Genomic DNA, 13961 nt, shown 5'->3' with positions numbered 1-13961 from the left:
GTAATGACAATAACACCATTTTATCTGGCCCGTTTGTGTGTTGTAATGAATTGTATAGACCTAATTCAGCATTATTATAACTATTGTTTGGTGACTGAATCGCATTCAAACTGACTAAATTAAACAACGACTAATGGTAAATGAGCAAAGCATTTATCCCCAAGGATGATTTATATGACTTATCTTAGATTTATATTGTTAAGTTTGTGTTTAGCAATTTGCTATTACGCATTGGCAATATCGACAATCGGGATCGCAACGGGCAATCAAGCATGGTGGCAACAGTGGCAAGATGACGGGGCGTTTTATCATATTGCCCAAAATGTTATTGGCGTCGCAGTCGCTGCATTTGTTCCAGCATTTTTGGTAAATAGTTACGAAAAAGTAAAAAATGGCTGAGCATTAGTATCATTATTGCGTTTTCTATGGTGTTGCATGGTAACGTCAATTACCCGCCTTGGGAATTAGAAGGACTAATTCGATTTTTTAATGAGTCCGTTTTAAATGGGGACGCGGTATCACAGGGGATTTTTGCTGCAATTCTACTTATGCCATTGGTTTGGTTGACGATTTTAAAGCGCTTTGAGCAAACCGAGCACAATATATTTAGCTAATACGGTATTCCTATTTAGCGGTGTTGGCCTTGGCCATTTCCCACAGTGCATCTAACTCTTCAAGGGTCATATTGGTCATGTTTTTGTTCGCAGCGGTCACTTGTCGTTCTACGTCGCGAAAACGACGGTCAAACTTATTGTTTGCTAAACGCACGACATCTTCTGGCTTAAATCCTAAATGCCTTGTAACGTTTGTAAGGGCAAAATAGAGATCACCCAATTCATCTGCAAGTTTGTCTTTATCTACCTTACCTTGTTTGATTTCATGCTGAACTTCGTCTATTTCTTCAAATACTTTATCAATAGCCCCATTAACATCTGGCCAGTCAAAACCGACGCTTGATGCGCGTTTTTGAATTTTATAGGCGCGGGATAACGCAGGAAGTGCGATTGGAATGTCATCTAATGCACTGACGTTTTTGGGGTCTGTTGCTGTGCGTTCTTCTGACTTGGTTTTTTCCCAGTTGGCATTAATTTCATCGTCGCTGGCAAAAGAAGTATTAGCAAATACATGGGGATGACGACTGATTAATTTGTCACTCATCGAGTCGGCAATTTGGCTGATCCCAAACATTTGTTGTTCAGTGCCAAGTTGGCCATAAAAGACAACTTGAAATAGCAGGTCGCCGAGCTCTTTTTTAACTTCGTTAAAGTCTAGCTTTTCAATGGCATCAGCGACTTCGTAGGCTTCTTCAATGGTATAAGGCACAATTGATTTAAAGGTTTGTTTAAGGTCCCACGGACAACCGTTTTCAGGGTCCCGTAACATCGCCATTATTTCAACAAGTTTGTCTATGCCGTCAAGATTATCGAGCGCATTTATTCGGTCTTGCCACTGCATATTTATACTCGTTTAACTTCTATTATTTCGTCTAGTTGGCCAATTTTAGAAACAACTCGGTTAAATGCACCAACATTATAAACCTCAAGTTTAATGTCCATCCAAACCAGTTGTTTGGCCACTTCAGATTGGGTGTTCATGCCTAAAACATTGACTTTTTCGTTGGCTAAAATACTGGTGACATCACGCAATAAACCACTGCGGTCATTCGCCAATATTTTTATCTGTGTTAAATACCCGCCAGAATATTGCTCAGCCCAAGTTGCGTCGATAAAGCGTTCTGGGTGGTCATCCATTACAACCTTAAACTGTTCACAGTCACTCCGATGGATAACTACGCCGCGACCTTGTGTGATATAACCAGATATTTCATCGCCTTGGTATTGGATTGCAGCACCCGGCAAGTTGGTTCATCAAGTTACCAACGCCTTGTAGAATTACGCCATTTTGAAATGTTTTCGTTTTTCGTGGCTTTTGAATTAACCGAGGATCAACTTCCGGTGGCGATTCTTTTAGATTTTTCGATTGGATGTAATTTACAACTTGATTGAGCTTAACGTCGCCGCCGCCAATTGCAGCCAATAAGTCGTCTAATGTCACCATGTTGAAGCGTTCTTTCGCTAACTCGGCTTCATCCCAGTGGATGTTTAATCGAGACAATTCCTGTTCGAGTAGATGTTTACCTTCAATTACGTTTTTGTCTTTGTCTTGTTGTTTAAACCACGTTTGTACTTTAGCCCGCGCGCGCGAAGAGTGAACATAGTCCAGATTTGGATTTAACCAATCCCGTTTCGGGTTTAGCTCTTTACCCGTAATGATTTCAATTTGATCACCAGTTTTCAGTTGGTAGGTAAACGGTACAATACGATTAAATACTTTAGCGCCTATACACCGGTGACCCACATTTGTATGTACGTAATAGGCGAAATCGAGTGGCGTTGAACCATTTGGCAAGTCTACAACGTCACCTTGTGGGGTGAAAACGTAAACTCGGTCTTCAACCACTTGGTTACGCAATTCCTCTGCAAAATCATTACTGTCGGCCATTTCTTCCTGCCACTGCAACAGTTTGCGTAACTAAGGCTATTTTGTCTTCGTAGCTCGATCCTTTACCGGTTTTAGTCGGTACGGCGCCTTCTTTGTATTGCCAGTGCGCAGCAACACCTAGCTCGGCGTCTTCGTGCATTTGTTGAGTACGGATCTGAATTTCGATTGGTTTACCTTCAGGGCCCAGCACAACGGTATGAATTGATTGGTAGCCATTAGGTTTTGGTGTGGCGACATAATCGTCGAACTCACTAGGAATGTGACGCCAATTGGTGTGAATAACACCTAACGCACTATAACAGTCTTGTAACCGTTCAGTCACAACTCTAACCGCGCGGATGTCATAAAGCTGGCTGAACTCGTAACCTTTTTCAGCATCTTTTTCCAGATACTGTAAATGTGCTTTGGCCGGCCATAAACCATGGCGTCGATTTGGTTACTGGTCATTTTTGATGTTAAAGACTCAACAAAGTCTTCAAGATATTGCTGTCGTTCGGTACGTTTTTCTTCCAAACTTGACGCGATGTCTTTATACATTTGAGGTTGGAGGTAGCGAAATGCGTAGTCTTCAAGTTCCCATTTTAATTGGCCAATTCCCAATCTATTGGCGAGTGGCGCATAGATGTTTTGAGTTTCTTTGGCGGCTAAAACACGGGTTTCTTCGTCGCTATTTTTAATTTCTCTTAACAGAACAATTTGTTGGCTAAGTTTGAGGACTACGGCTCGAACATCTTCAATCATCGCTGTTAACATTCTACGGATGTTTTCAGCTTGTTCTGGCGAATGTTTCATTCTTGATGAGAGCAACCCCATGCTCGCCATTTTTTCACGCCCATTAACAAATTGAGGACGCTAACTTTAAAGTTTTTCTTTATTTTTTCTTTAAGCTTATTGTCGGTCGATTGGTGTTCAAAAAATGGGTAAAGCAGGGCGGCAACAAGGCTGTCATCGTCCATGTTTAACTCAAGTAATATTTCAACTATGAGTAACCCTTGGCGAACAAAGTCACTGTCGATAGGTGATAATAGTTCGGATTGTTTTGGTTGCTCTGACAACCACTGGAACGCATTATCAAGCGCAGTAACAGTATGATCGGCAAGCCCTAACTCTTGCAACCACCCCTTAGCTTCTCGATTTGCTAATACTTCTTCTAGACTGTGAACTCGAGTTACTGAAACCAAACCTTATCCCTTTAAGCTTTTTTATGCTCAAGTAGAGCCATTGCCTCTACATGATGAGTATGTGGAAACATGTTAATTAATCCTATTTTCGTCAGATGATAATCTGCTGACTGCAAAATTTCCAGATCCCTTAACATAGTTGCTGGATTACATGAGACATATAAAATCTGATTTGGTTTCAAAAGAGGTATCTTTTTCACCACATCCATTGCACCGTCTCGAGCTGGGTCCAACAATAATTTATCAATCGGCTTTAACCATTTTGGCTTTTTACGGTCATTGATTTCCGACAAGTCAGCTTGGTAAGCATGGATATTAGTGAGTTTGTTTAGTTCCGCATTGGTTTTTATCCGGCGAACCATGTCGCTCACACCTTCTACTGCAAACACTTCTTTGGCACGTTTTGCCAAAGGTAGCGTAAAGTTACCAACACCACTAAATAAATCCAATATTGTATCGTGTTGCTCGACTTGCAACCAAGCAATCGCCTGCGCAACCATTTGTTGGTTCACTTCATCGTTAATTTGGATAAAGTCTTTTGGTTGAAATTGCAGCTGCATATCGTCGATGGCATAACTAAGCAAAAAGTCGGCCGACTTATCTGCACAGACTAAATCAATAAATTCTGTTTTATCGGTTTGCAATATCACTCTAACGTTATTGGCCGCTGCATAGTCTGACAAACGAGTCATATCAGCGTCTGTCATTGCTTTTAGAGTGCGGATGACCAGCACATCCTGTGGCGCTAAACTAAACAGTTGCAAGTGTGTAACGTGTCTTCTTGCATTTAGTTTGTCCAATACTGGGCGAAACGCTTGCACTGTTTTGGTCAGGCTAGGTGCTAATATTAAACAATGATCAACATCAATTATGCGCTTTGCATGTTGCTCCCGAAACCCGATAGATATTGCGCCATTGGTTTCATGCCAAACAGCTAACCTAGCTGTTCTTCGGTAACCTTCGCTGCTTCCGGTAATTGAAGGTTGCCATGCTAAGGTGTCGAGTTTTAATTTTTTCTTGATCAATCCGTCTAACGCATGTTGCTTTTCTACCAACTGCGTTGCAGGAGCAATATATTGCAATTGGCAACCGCCACACTTTGCAAAGTGTTCGCACGGCGGTTCGACACGGTCGGCACTCGCTGTAATGACTTCGATCGTGTCGGCGTGGATCAAGTTTTTAGTGTATTGAATAGGACGTACTTTAACTTCTTCGCCTTTCATCGCGCCGGTTATAAATGTGATCCGGCCATCATTTGCTTTTGTTATTGCTTTGAGTTCGTGGTCATATTTTTCAATATGCGCTGTGAAGTCGGGCAACTGTTTTGCATGCGATAAATGTTTTTTGTTTTTAGCTTTTGTTGTCGGTCTAAATATCTTTGCCATAAGTGTTTTTTCGTCTTGTCGCGGCTTTTTATTGTGTGGCCTGACTGATTGCGATAAGTTAGTCAGATCAATATTATTTGCCAAGTATATTCCAATTTAGATGAAAGAACTTCTGTCTTTACGACATTGGGCCGTAATGGTCATCGTTTTACCCTCGTTACTCGTCGGGCTTTGTTTAGGTGGATACCTTACCTACCAACGGTTTAACGAGTTAGATCAGAACTTAACAGAGCGCGGGATTTATTTATCTGAGCCGCTTTCTTTGTTGTGTGCTCACTCCATAAGATTAAATCAGCAAGAAAGCTTGGCAACGGCACTCGACATGGCTCATCGCCGTGCCAGTCCTATTGTGCGCTCGATTTCGGTGTTTCTACCAGACCACCAACTCTATATTTCATCTAACTACCATAACGACTTTGATAAAATAAAATTACAACCTAGTCGACTCATTCCAAATAATACCCAAGTTGAATATGGCGAAAATCATATTTATGTTCGTACTCCAATTTATGGTCAACCGGCGTCAGAAGAATCGTTTTTATTTGTGACAAAAAATGGCCGTACGTTATACGGGTACTTGGTTGTTGAGTTATCACGTGATAAAGCGTTGTTAGAGCAACAGTCGTCATTGTTTTTCCTCATCAGTTTACTTGTTATTTCGGTCCTGTTTACGCTGTTATTCGCATTTCGTTTTATCGAACGTATTGTTGACCCAATCCGCACATTAATCGACGCATTAGCGGATATTATTGCCGGTAAAACAAAGACTAAAGTTAAAGAGCCAATGTTGGGGGAGATCGATACCCTGCGAATGTCGGTCAATAACATAGGTAAAGAAATTTATTACGCCAATGAACGGGCCGAACACAACATCAGTGAATACACCCAAGAATTACAACAAACTGTTGAACAGCTTGAAGTGCAAAATATTCAGTTGAGTATGGCAAGGCGCGATGCGCAAAATGCCAACGATGTTAAATCTCAGTTTTTAGCTAACATGAGTCATGAGTTACGGACGCCCTTAAATGGTGTATTAGGCTTTACTCGACAGTTAAAAAAGACATCTTTAAATGTAAACCAACGAGACTTTTTAGAAACAATCGAAACGTCAGCGGTGAATCTGCTTCGAATTATTAACGATATCCTCGATTTCTCAAAACTTGATGCAAGTAAAATGGAACTCGAAGATATACCGTTTGCCCTGCGGGATACCGTTAATGATGTGATGACCTTGTTAGCGCCAAATGTGTTTGATAAAGGGTTGAATATCTATCTTAATATCGATGAAAAAGTGCCTGACGAACTGCGCGGGGACCCAGATAGATTAAAACAAATAATCATTAATCTGCTTGGCAATGCCATCAAATTTACCTTATCTGGCTATGTGAGATTGGATATCCGATATTTGAGTGTTAACGAAACCGGCCATCAATTGCGGTTTACAGTGACAGACACTGGAGTTGGGATTGATAAAGTAGGCAAAGAAAAGTTATTTGCGGCATTTGGCCAAGCTGACAGTTCAGTGACACGTAAGTTTGGTGGAACGGGGCTAGGCTTGATTATTTGTAAAAAATTAATTGAAGCGATGGATGGTGACATTCATTTTAAAAGCGAAACCGATAAAGGCAGTCAGTTCTTTTTTGATGTCTATATTAAAGATAATCATTTAAATGTTGCAGAACCATTGCCGATTAAAGTCCTCACCGATAAACACTTGTTATATATGGACTCGGACGAACAATCATTGAATGACGGGTTGTCGTTACTGAAACACTTTACCGAATTAAAGATCACCCATTGTTCCACTGAAAAAGAGTTTGTTGGCTTAATAAGTGACAAGAAATTTGATCTGGTGTTAATTAGTCATCATGTTTCGCCAAGCACGGTAGGCGAAATGAAGCACCTGATCTCAATTGCGCGTCAATATTGTGAACACGTATTCACAGTTATCAACAGTATTTCACCTAATCTTAAAGAAGCCTTTATTGGCTCCGGTGCGACGGCATGTTTGAGTTTGCCAATCAACCATCGCAAACTCATCGGGTCAATGGCTGCGCCTTATTTGGAAACGACAGAGCCTGATGAAAACCAAGGCATGTCGTTTAGAGGCATGAAAGTATTAGCGGTTGACGATCACGACCCCAACCTTAAGTTACTAAAAGCCCTATTATCAGAAATGTCCGTGCAAGTTGATACGGAACGTGATGGTCAAGCAGCTTGGAATTTAGCGCAAAAGCATAAATACGATGCCATCTTCCTCGATATTCAAATGCCGATAATGGATGGTATTACGGCGTGTCAAAAAATCAGAGAAAGTTCTCTTAATGAGACGACCCCAATAATTTCAGTTACGGCACATGCCGCACCAGAAGAGCAGGCGAAGATTTTAGCGTCAGGCTTTGACGCATTTTTATCGAAACCCATAGATGAGGAAATGTTAAAACAGATCTTGTTTGAACATTGTCCATTTAATGAAAGTGGCGGAACTAAAAACGGCGACCAAATTCAAAGTGCTAATGACACGAGTCAGGGCTTGTTACCATTTGAAGTTGGGGAGGCACCGGAGTTTGCGAAATACCCTCAAGTTGACTGGAGTCTTGCCATGCAACGTTCAGCCGGTAAGTACGACTTAGCAATTGAGATGTTTACTATGTTAATGAGAACGGTACCTGAAACGCTCACTGACGTTAAAACGCATATTGAAACAAATGACGTAGAACAATTATTGCCAGTAATCCATAAATTCCACGGTGCTTGTTGTTACACCGGTGTGCCAAATATAAAATTGCTAGCGGAAACTATTGAGTCGGGATTAAAGCGAAGCGCCGATATAGCGACAGTTGAGCCTGAATTGTATGAACTAATAGATGAGTTAGAGAAACTGTTGGCCCAAGCGGAAGGTTGGTCAATAGCCGTTTAAATTAACCCGTTCGATTTTGAGTGCGATTAATTAAGGTGTTTTGCGATGACTTGCGAGACGGGCAAATGTTTCTTTTAGCGACCCCGTGGCATTTTTGGCTAAGTCGTCAAACATATTTGCCGCATTGTCCGGAATGTGGGTTACTTTGGCCGGAGCCGGTTCATTTATATTGGATTGTGAAGTGAGTGATTTTGCATATTTTACTGACATTGATTTTGGACTAACTTTAACGTTAATTGTCACTGTTGCGGGATTAAAACGCTGACGGATCATAGACAAAGTTTCAGATTGACGCATTTTAATATGGGTTGCTACGGCAGCAGAGGTCGTTTCAATTTGTAAAATACAGTCATTAAAGTTGCTTACAATGATGTTTTGCGCGATATTGTCCCCTAAAAGTTCACTGAGCAATTGATGAATTTGTCTAAATTCGCGTGTTTTTTGCTGATAGACCGACAAATTGTTATTCTTTGTGTTCGAAACAAAAAGATCATTGAGAGACTTTGGTGACTTTGCCATAATTTAAAACGCGCAATTAGTTTAGGTAGCGATTAATGAGTTTAACACTTATTTATAAAGGAAAGAATGTAAGTTTCCGCATGCGGATGCAAAAAGCACAATGGTTGCCTATTGCTTCTGTAGTGTTACTTGGCGCCGTTTGGTTAATTTCTTCTGCTGTCTCAGATAGTGGCGAAACCGACCATGTAAGGCAACAATTGCTTGCATCAAAAGATGAATACAGCGCTGAAAAAGAGCGCTTAATGAGAATTAAACAAACCACAGAACATCAACTTTCTGCGTTAACGTTAAAGTTAGGTGAGATAAAAGGCCAAGTAAACCGTTTAGACGCATTTGCGTCAAGGGTTGCTGAGCAGGCCTCAATCCCAAATGACGAATTTAATTTCGACTTAGTTACCGGCACCGGTGGTCCGTCAACAGAAGATGTTGGCGACGTATATCAAAGGACTGACGAGCTATTTTCCGAAATGGACGAGATGCTAGTAAAGCTTGATGGTCAAGAAAGAAAAATGGCAGTACTTGAATCCATTCTTCTAAATACCCATATAGAACAAGAGATATTTATTTCTGGACGTCCAATTCGTTCTGGTTGGTTGTCTTCTTACTACGGTGTGCGTAAAGACCCATTTACTAAAATGCCTGCAAAGCATAAAGGTTTGGATTTTGCCGGTGAAGAAGGCGCTGACGTGATAGCGACGGGAGCTGGTGTTGTTACATGGGCTGACAGTCGTTACGGTTATGGCAACTTGGTTGAGATAGACCATGGCGACGGTGTTATTACTCGTTATGGCCATAACAAAGAATTGTTAGTCAATGTTGGTGACTTAGTTGCCAAAGGACAGAATATCGGACGTATGGGCAGTACTGGTCGCTCAACCGGTCCCCATGTCCATTATGAGGTTTTAAAACGAGGGAAGCAGATAGACCCGCTCCCATACGTTTATCGAAAAGCCGAATAAACTGCACGATAATAAGAACAAAAACTATACAATCGGCAATTGCCGATTGTTTTTATTTTAAAGAACAGTCAGAAGTACAAGCTGAATAAATATGATTTCATCGATATTAACGAAAATTTTTGGTAGTCGTAACCAACGTACAATTAAGCAATTAAACAAATCTGTTGCCGCAATTAACGCCTTAGAACCTCAATTTGAAAGCCTTTCTGATGAAGAACTGCGTGCAAAAACAGCAGAGTTCAAAGCACGTCTAGAAGCCAACGAAACCTTAGACGATTTACTCCCAGAAGCCTTTGCAACGGTACGTGAAGCCAGTAAGCGTTTATACGGCATGCGTCACTTTGACATGCAGCTTGTGGGTGGCATGGTTCTTAATTCTGGCTCAATCGCCGAAATGAGAACGGGTGAAGGTAAAACGCTAACGGCAACGTTACCAGCATACCTTAATGCGCTTACCGACAACGGTGTGCACGTTATTACCGTAAATGACTACTTGGCTCAACGTGATGCTGAGACTAACCGTGAGTTATTTGAATTTTTAGGAATGACGGTTGGTTGTAATATTCATAGTATGTCCCACGATGCAAAACAAAAAGCATATGTGGCCGACATTACATATGGAACTAATAACGAATTTGGCTTTGACTACTTGCGCGACAATATGGCATTTAATGCCAAAGAACGTGTTCAACGCTCATTACCATTTGCGATTGTCGATGAAGTTGACTCGATACTAATTGATGAAGCCCGTACACCGCTTATTATTTCTGGTCCTGCCGAAGACAATTCGGAAATTTATCTTCAAATTAATGGTGTTGTACCACTGTTAGAGCGTCAAGAAAAAGACGACGAAGAAGGGTGGAAAGCACAGGCGATTACACTGCTGATGAAAAATCAAAACAAGTTTACCTAACCGAACGCGGCCAAATCAGAGTGGAAGAAATTCTGCGTGAACGTGGCGTGATTGGTAAAGAAGATTCGCTTTATAGTGCAACAAATATTCCGTTGTTACACAACGTATATGCTGCCCTTCGCGCTCATATCATGTATCAAAAAGACATTGATTATATTGTCCAAGATGACCAAATTGTCATCATTGATGAGCATACAGGTCGTACTATGGAAGGTCGCCGTTGGTCTGAAGGCTTACACCAAGCTGTTGAAGCGAAAGAAGGCGTGGCGATTCAAAACGAAAACCAAACGCTTGCATCAATTACCTTCCAGAACTATTTCCGTATGTACGACAAATTGTCGGGCATGACAGGTACGGCAGATACAGAAGCATTTGAATTCCAACAAATTTATGGTTTGGATACGGTTGTCGTTCCAACCAATAAACCTATGGTTCGTAAAGACAAAACTGACTTGGTTTACCTTACGCAACTTGAAAAATACAAAGCCATTGTTGAAGACATTAAAGATTGTGAAAAACGTGGTCAGCCAGCATTGGTGGGTACAGTTTCAATCGAATCGTCAGAGTTGTTGTCTAAATTCCTTAAAAAGAAGGCATTAAACACAACGTACTGAATGCAAAACAACACGAAAAAGAAGCACAAATTGTTGAAGATGCAGGTTTACCGGGCGCAGTAACAATTGCGACTAATATGGCCGGTCGTGGTACCGATATCGTATTAGGTGGTAACTGGCAAGCTGAAGCGTCGCGTTTGAAAAATCCGACTGAACAGCAAGTCGCCCACATCAAAGCGGAATGGCAAAAACGTCACGATGCGGTATTGGCCTCTGGTGGTCTGCATATTATCGGTACTGAACGTCATGAGTCACGCCGTATCGATAATCAGTTACGTGGTCGTTCTGGTCGCCAAGGTGATGCGGGTTCTTCTCGTTTTTATCTGTCGATGGAAGACACATTAATGCGTTTGTTTGCGTCTGAAAAAGTCACAAACATGATGCGTCGTTTAGGTATGGAAGAAGGCGAAGCAATTGAACATCCTTGGGTGAATAAAGCGATTGAAAATGCACAACGTAAAGTTGAGGCTCGTAACTTTGATATCCGTAAGCAATTACTTGAATACGACGATGTAGCAAATGATCAACGTAAAGTAATCTACTCACAACGAAATGAATTATTGGAAGGCGGCGATATTGGCGAAGTAATTGACGGTATCCGTCAGGAAGTTGTCGCTAATATTCTAGATACTTATATACCACAGCAGTCACTTGACGAAATGTGGGATTTGGAAGGTCTAGAAGAACGTTTAAAATCAGATTTAGCTGTCGACTTGCCTATTCGTAGCTGGTTGGACGAAGATCAAAAACTGCATGAAGAAACATTAAAACAACGTGTTTCTGAAACAATTGACGAAATGTATCACGCGAAAGAAGAAATGGTTGGTAAAGAGGTTTTACGTCATTTCGAAAAAGCGGTTATGTTGCAAACGCTCGACCAATATTGGAAAGAGCATTTAGCGGCGATGGACCATTTGCGTCAAGGTATTCATTTACGTGGTTACGCCCAGAAAAATCCAAAACAAGAATACAAACGTGAGTCGTTTGAATTGTTTGGCGATATGTTAGAAATGTTAAAAGCGGAAGTAACTAAAATGTTATGCCGTGTTCAAGTTAAGGCGGAAGAAGACGTTGAGGCTGTTGAAGAGCAGCGTCGTAAACAAGCTGAAAACACGCCAAAAGAATACCAACATGAAACATCGAGCCAGCTTTCTAATGAAGAAAGACAAGCGCCTCAAATTAGAGACCAAGCAAAAGTTGGCCGTAATGAACCTTGCCCTTGTGGGTCTGGTAAAAAGTACAAACAATGTCACGGTAAATTGTCTTAATAGACAGCCTTTGATATGAAAAGAAAGCGGGCTTGCCCGCTTTTTTAGTTTAGAGCATAGCGGTTTAAACGTTGGCTAAAGGAAATTAAATGAATAAACAAATTCATGTCGCAGCCGCGATAATTTATCGCAACGGTCAGTTTTTACTGAGCAAACGCCAGTCTCATCAGCACCAAGGTGGCAAGTGGGAATTTCCCGGTGGTAAAGTTGAGTCGGGGAAACTGTTCAGCAAGCCCTTATAAGAGAGCTTAAAGAAGAAATTAATATCGAAGTGACAACAACGTCACCGTTCCATTCTTTGAAATTCGACTATCCTGAAAAAACCGTTAAATTGGATTTTTTGCTGGTGAGTGAATTTGACGGAGAAGAAGCCGGATTAGAAGGGCAAGAGGTCAGTTGGTTTGATAAATCAGAATTACTTGCACTGACTTTTCCTGATGCAAATGTACCGGTATTAGCCAAAATTCGTGATGAACTAAAATAATCGTCATTTATTTGAATTTTTAACACCGTTGCCTGCTGACTTTATTATTGCAAATTTGGTACACTCCGCCCTCGTTTATTTTGGATCAATTTAGGTTTTTTAATACATATGTTTGAAGTCAATCCAGTACAGAATCAACTTACCGACATCCGCACACGCACGGATGTATTACGGGGGTATCTTTGACTACGATGCTAAGAAAGAGCAATTAGAAGAAGTCGTTGGTCAATTAGAAGATTCCGCAGTTTGGAATGATCCAGAAAAAGCTCAAAATTTAGGTAAAGAACGTTCAAATTTGGAAGCCGTTGTAAATACTATCGACGAACTTGATCAAGGTTGTGATGACGTTGAAGGGTTAATCGAATTAGCGGTTGAAGCTGAAGACGAAGAAACGTTCGAAGAAGCACAAACAGAATTAAACGACCTTGAAGCAAAATTAGATGTCCTTGAATTCCGTCGTATGTTTGCCGGTCCTCAGGACGCAAACGATGCTTACATCGATTTGCAGTCAGGCTCTGGCGGGACAGAAGCGCAGGACTGGTGCAATATTTTGTTGCGTATGTATTTACGTTGGGGTGAAGCTAAGGGGTTTAAAACTGAACTTATCGAAGTAACTCCTGGTGATGTTGCTGGCATCAAAGGCGCGACAATTCGCGTGTCAGGTGAATATGCATTTGGTTGGTGTCGTACCGAAACCGGTGTGCATCGTTTGGTTCGTAAATCACCATTTGATTCTAACAGTCGTCGTCACACGTCATTTGCTTCGGCATTTGTCTATCCAGAAGTGGACGACAACATCGCAATTGATATTAATACCACTGACCTAAAAATTGATACTTACCGCGCCTCAGGGGCCGGTGGTCAGCACGTTAATACCACAGATTCTGCGGTACGTATCACTCACTTACCAACTAATACGGTTGTACAGTGTCAGAACGAACGTTCGCAACACAAAAATAAAGACCAAGCAATGAAGCAATTAAAAGCCAAATTGTTTGAGCTTGAAATGTTGAAACAGAATGAAGAAAAACAAGCCGCCGAAGATGCCAAATCAGACATCGGTTGGGGCAGTCAAATTCGTTCCTACGTGTTAGACGATTCTCGTATAAAAGATTTAAGAACGGGGATCGAAAGCCGAAATACTCAAGTGGTATTAGACGGTGATTTAGACAAATTTATTGAGGCAAGCTTAAAAGCGGGCCTTTAAGTATTCGTT

8 protein-coding genes and 3 pseudogenes are annotated in these 13961 nt (G+C 41.2%); 7 read left to right on the top strand and 4 right to left on the bottom strand.

The features are described from left to right. The first annotated feature begins 174 nt into the window (after nt 1-174). Together PN838_RS09515 and PN838_RS09510 are read left to right on the top strand one after the other, a co-directional pair. Nucleotides 175-399, top strand: coding sequence for a hypothetical protein (locus PN838_RS09515; RefSeq protein WP_272180511.1), 225 nt, complete (start codon nt 175-177; stop codon nt 397-399). 26 nt (nt 400-425) lie between these two features. Beyond that, entirely contained in the window at nt 426-614 is a 189-nt protein-coding gene (locus PN838_RS09510; RefSeq protein WP_272180510.1) for a hypothetical protein, read from the top strand. A 10-nt stretch (nt 615-624) separates the two neighbouring features. Here PN838_RS09510 and mazG read toward each other — a convergent pair whose 3' ends face one another. The 3 genes and pseudogenes from mazG to rlmD all read right to left on the bottom strand — a co-directional run bounded on the left by mazG (nt 625) and on the right by rlmD (nt 5152). Continuing rightward, nucleotides 625-1455 carry a nucleoside triphosphate pyrophosphohydrolase gene (gene mazG, locus PN838_RS09505; RefSeq protein WP_272180509.1) on the bottom strand — a complete coding sequence of 277 codons (831 nt, stop codon included), beginning with the start codon at nt 1453-1455 and terminating at the stop codon, nt 625-627. A 2-nt stretch (nt 1456-1457) separates the two neighbouring features. Further along, nucleotides 1458-3683: pseudogene (relA, locus tag PN838_RS27185) on the bottom strand (GTP diphosphokinase). A gap of 11 nt (nt 3684-3694) precedes the next feature. Further along, a complete protein-coding gene (gene rlmD, locus PN838_RS09480; RefSeq protein ID WP_272180506.1) occupies nt 3695-5152 on the bottom strand; it encodes a 23S rRNA (uracil(1939)-C(5))-methyltransferase RlmD in 1458 nt (485 codons plus the stop codon). A 16-nt stretch (nt 5153-5168) separates the two neighbouring features. Here rlmD and barA point away from each other — a divergent pair, with 16 nt between their 5' ends. After that, nucleotides 5169-7988 carry a two-component sensor histidine kinase BarA gene (gene barA, locus PN838_RS09475; protein WP_272180505.1) on the top strand — a complete coding sequence of 940 codons (2820 nt, stop codon included), beginning with the start codon at nt 5169-5171 and terminating at the stop codon, nt 7986-7988. Between the two features lie 30 nt (nt 7989-8018). On the opposite strand, the gene PN838_RS09470 is transcribed toward barA, so the two are convergent. Next, on the bottom strand, nt 8019-8507 hold the full coding sequence (locus PN838_RS09470) for a DciA family protein (RefSeq protein WP_215963470.1): 489 nt from the start codon (nt 8505-8507) through the stop codon (nt 8019-8021). Between the two features lie 35 nt (nt 8508-8542). Here PN838_RS09470 and PN838_RS09465 point away from each other — a divergent pair, with 35 nt between their 5' ends. The 4 genes and pseudogenes from PN838_RS09465 (at nt 8543) to prfB (ending at nt 13952) form a co-directional block, all read left to right on the top strand. Further along, nucleotides 8543-9466 carry a M23 family metallopeptidase gene (locus tag PN838_RS09465; RefSeq protein WP_272180504.1) on the top strand — a complete coding sequence of 308 codons (924 nt, stop codon included), beginning with the start codon at nt 8543-8545 and terminating at the stop codon, nt 9464-9466. Between the two features lie 91 nt (nt 9467-9557). After that, nucleotides 9558-12261: pseudogene (gene secA / locus PN838_RS09460) on the top strand (preprotein translocase subunit SecA). A gap of 89 nt (nt 12262-12350) precedes the next feature. Further along, nucleotides 12351-12745, top strand: a pseudogene (gene mutT, locus PN838_RS09455) (8-oxo-dGTP diphosphatase MutT). A gap of 108 nt (nt 12746-12853) precedes the next feature. Continuing rightward, nucleotides 12854-13952, top strand: a protein-coding gene (prfB, locus tag PN838_RS09450; protein ID WP_215963474.1) for a peptide chain release factor 2 whose coding sequence is annotated in 2 segments (ribosomal slippage) — nt 12854-12928 and nt 12930-13952 — 1098 coding nt in all. Because the reading frame shifts where the segments join, the coding sequence is not laid out codon by codon here. Nucleotides 13953-13961: the final 9 nt, after the last annotated feature.

Source organism: Psychrosphaera algicola, assembly GCF_028401425.1.
Taxonomy (GTDB): domain Bacteria; phylum Pseudomonadota; class Gammaproteobacteria; order Enterobacterales; family Alteromonadaceae; genus Psychrosphaera; species Psychrosphaera algicola.
This window is presented reverse-complemented; position numbering and strand designations above follow the sequence as displayed.

Excerpts from the sequence above, each read along its gene's own strand:
- mazG (WP_272180509.1), bottom strand. The coding sequence starts at position 1,455 with ATGCAGTGGCAAGACCGAATAAATGCGCTCGATAATCTTGACGGCATA.
- PN838_RS09510 (WP_272180510.1), top strand. The coding sequence starts at position 426 with ATGGTGTTGCATGGTAACGTCAATTACCCGCCTTGGGAATTAGAAGGA.
- PN838_RS09515 (WP_272180511.1), top strand. The coding sequence starts at position 175 with ATGACTTATCTTAGATTTATATTGTTAAGTTTGTGTTTAGCAATTTGC.
- barA (WP_272180505.1), top strand. The coding sequence starts at position 5,169 with ATGAAAGAACTTCTGTCTTTACGACATTGGGCCGTAATGGTCATCGTT.
- PN838_RS09465 (WP_272180504.1), top strand. The coding sequence starts at position 8,543 with ATGAGTTTAACACTTATTTATAAAGGAAAGAATGTAAGTTTCCGCATG.
- PN838_RS09470 (WP_215963470.1), bottom strand. The coding sequence starts at position 8,507 with ATGGCAAAGTCACCAAAGTCTCTCAATGATCTTTTTGTTTCGAACACA.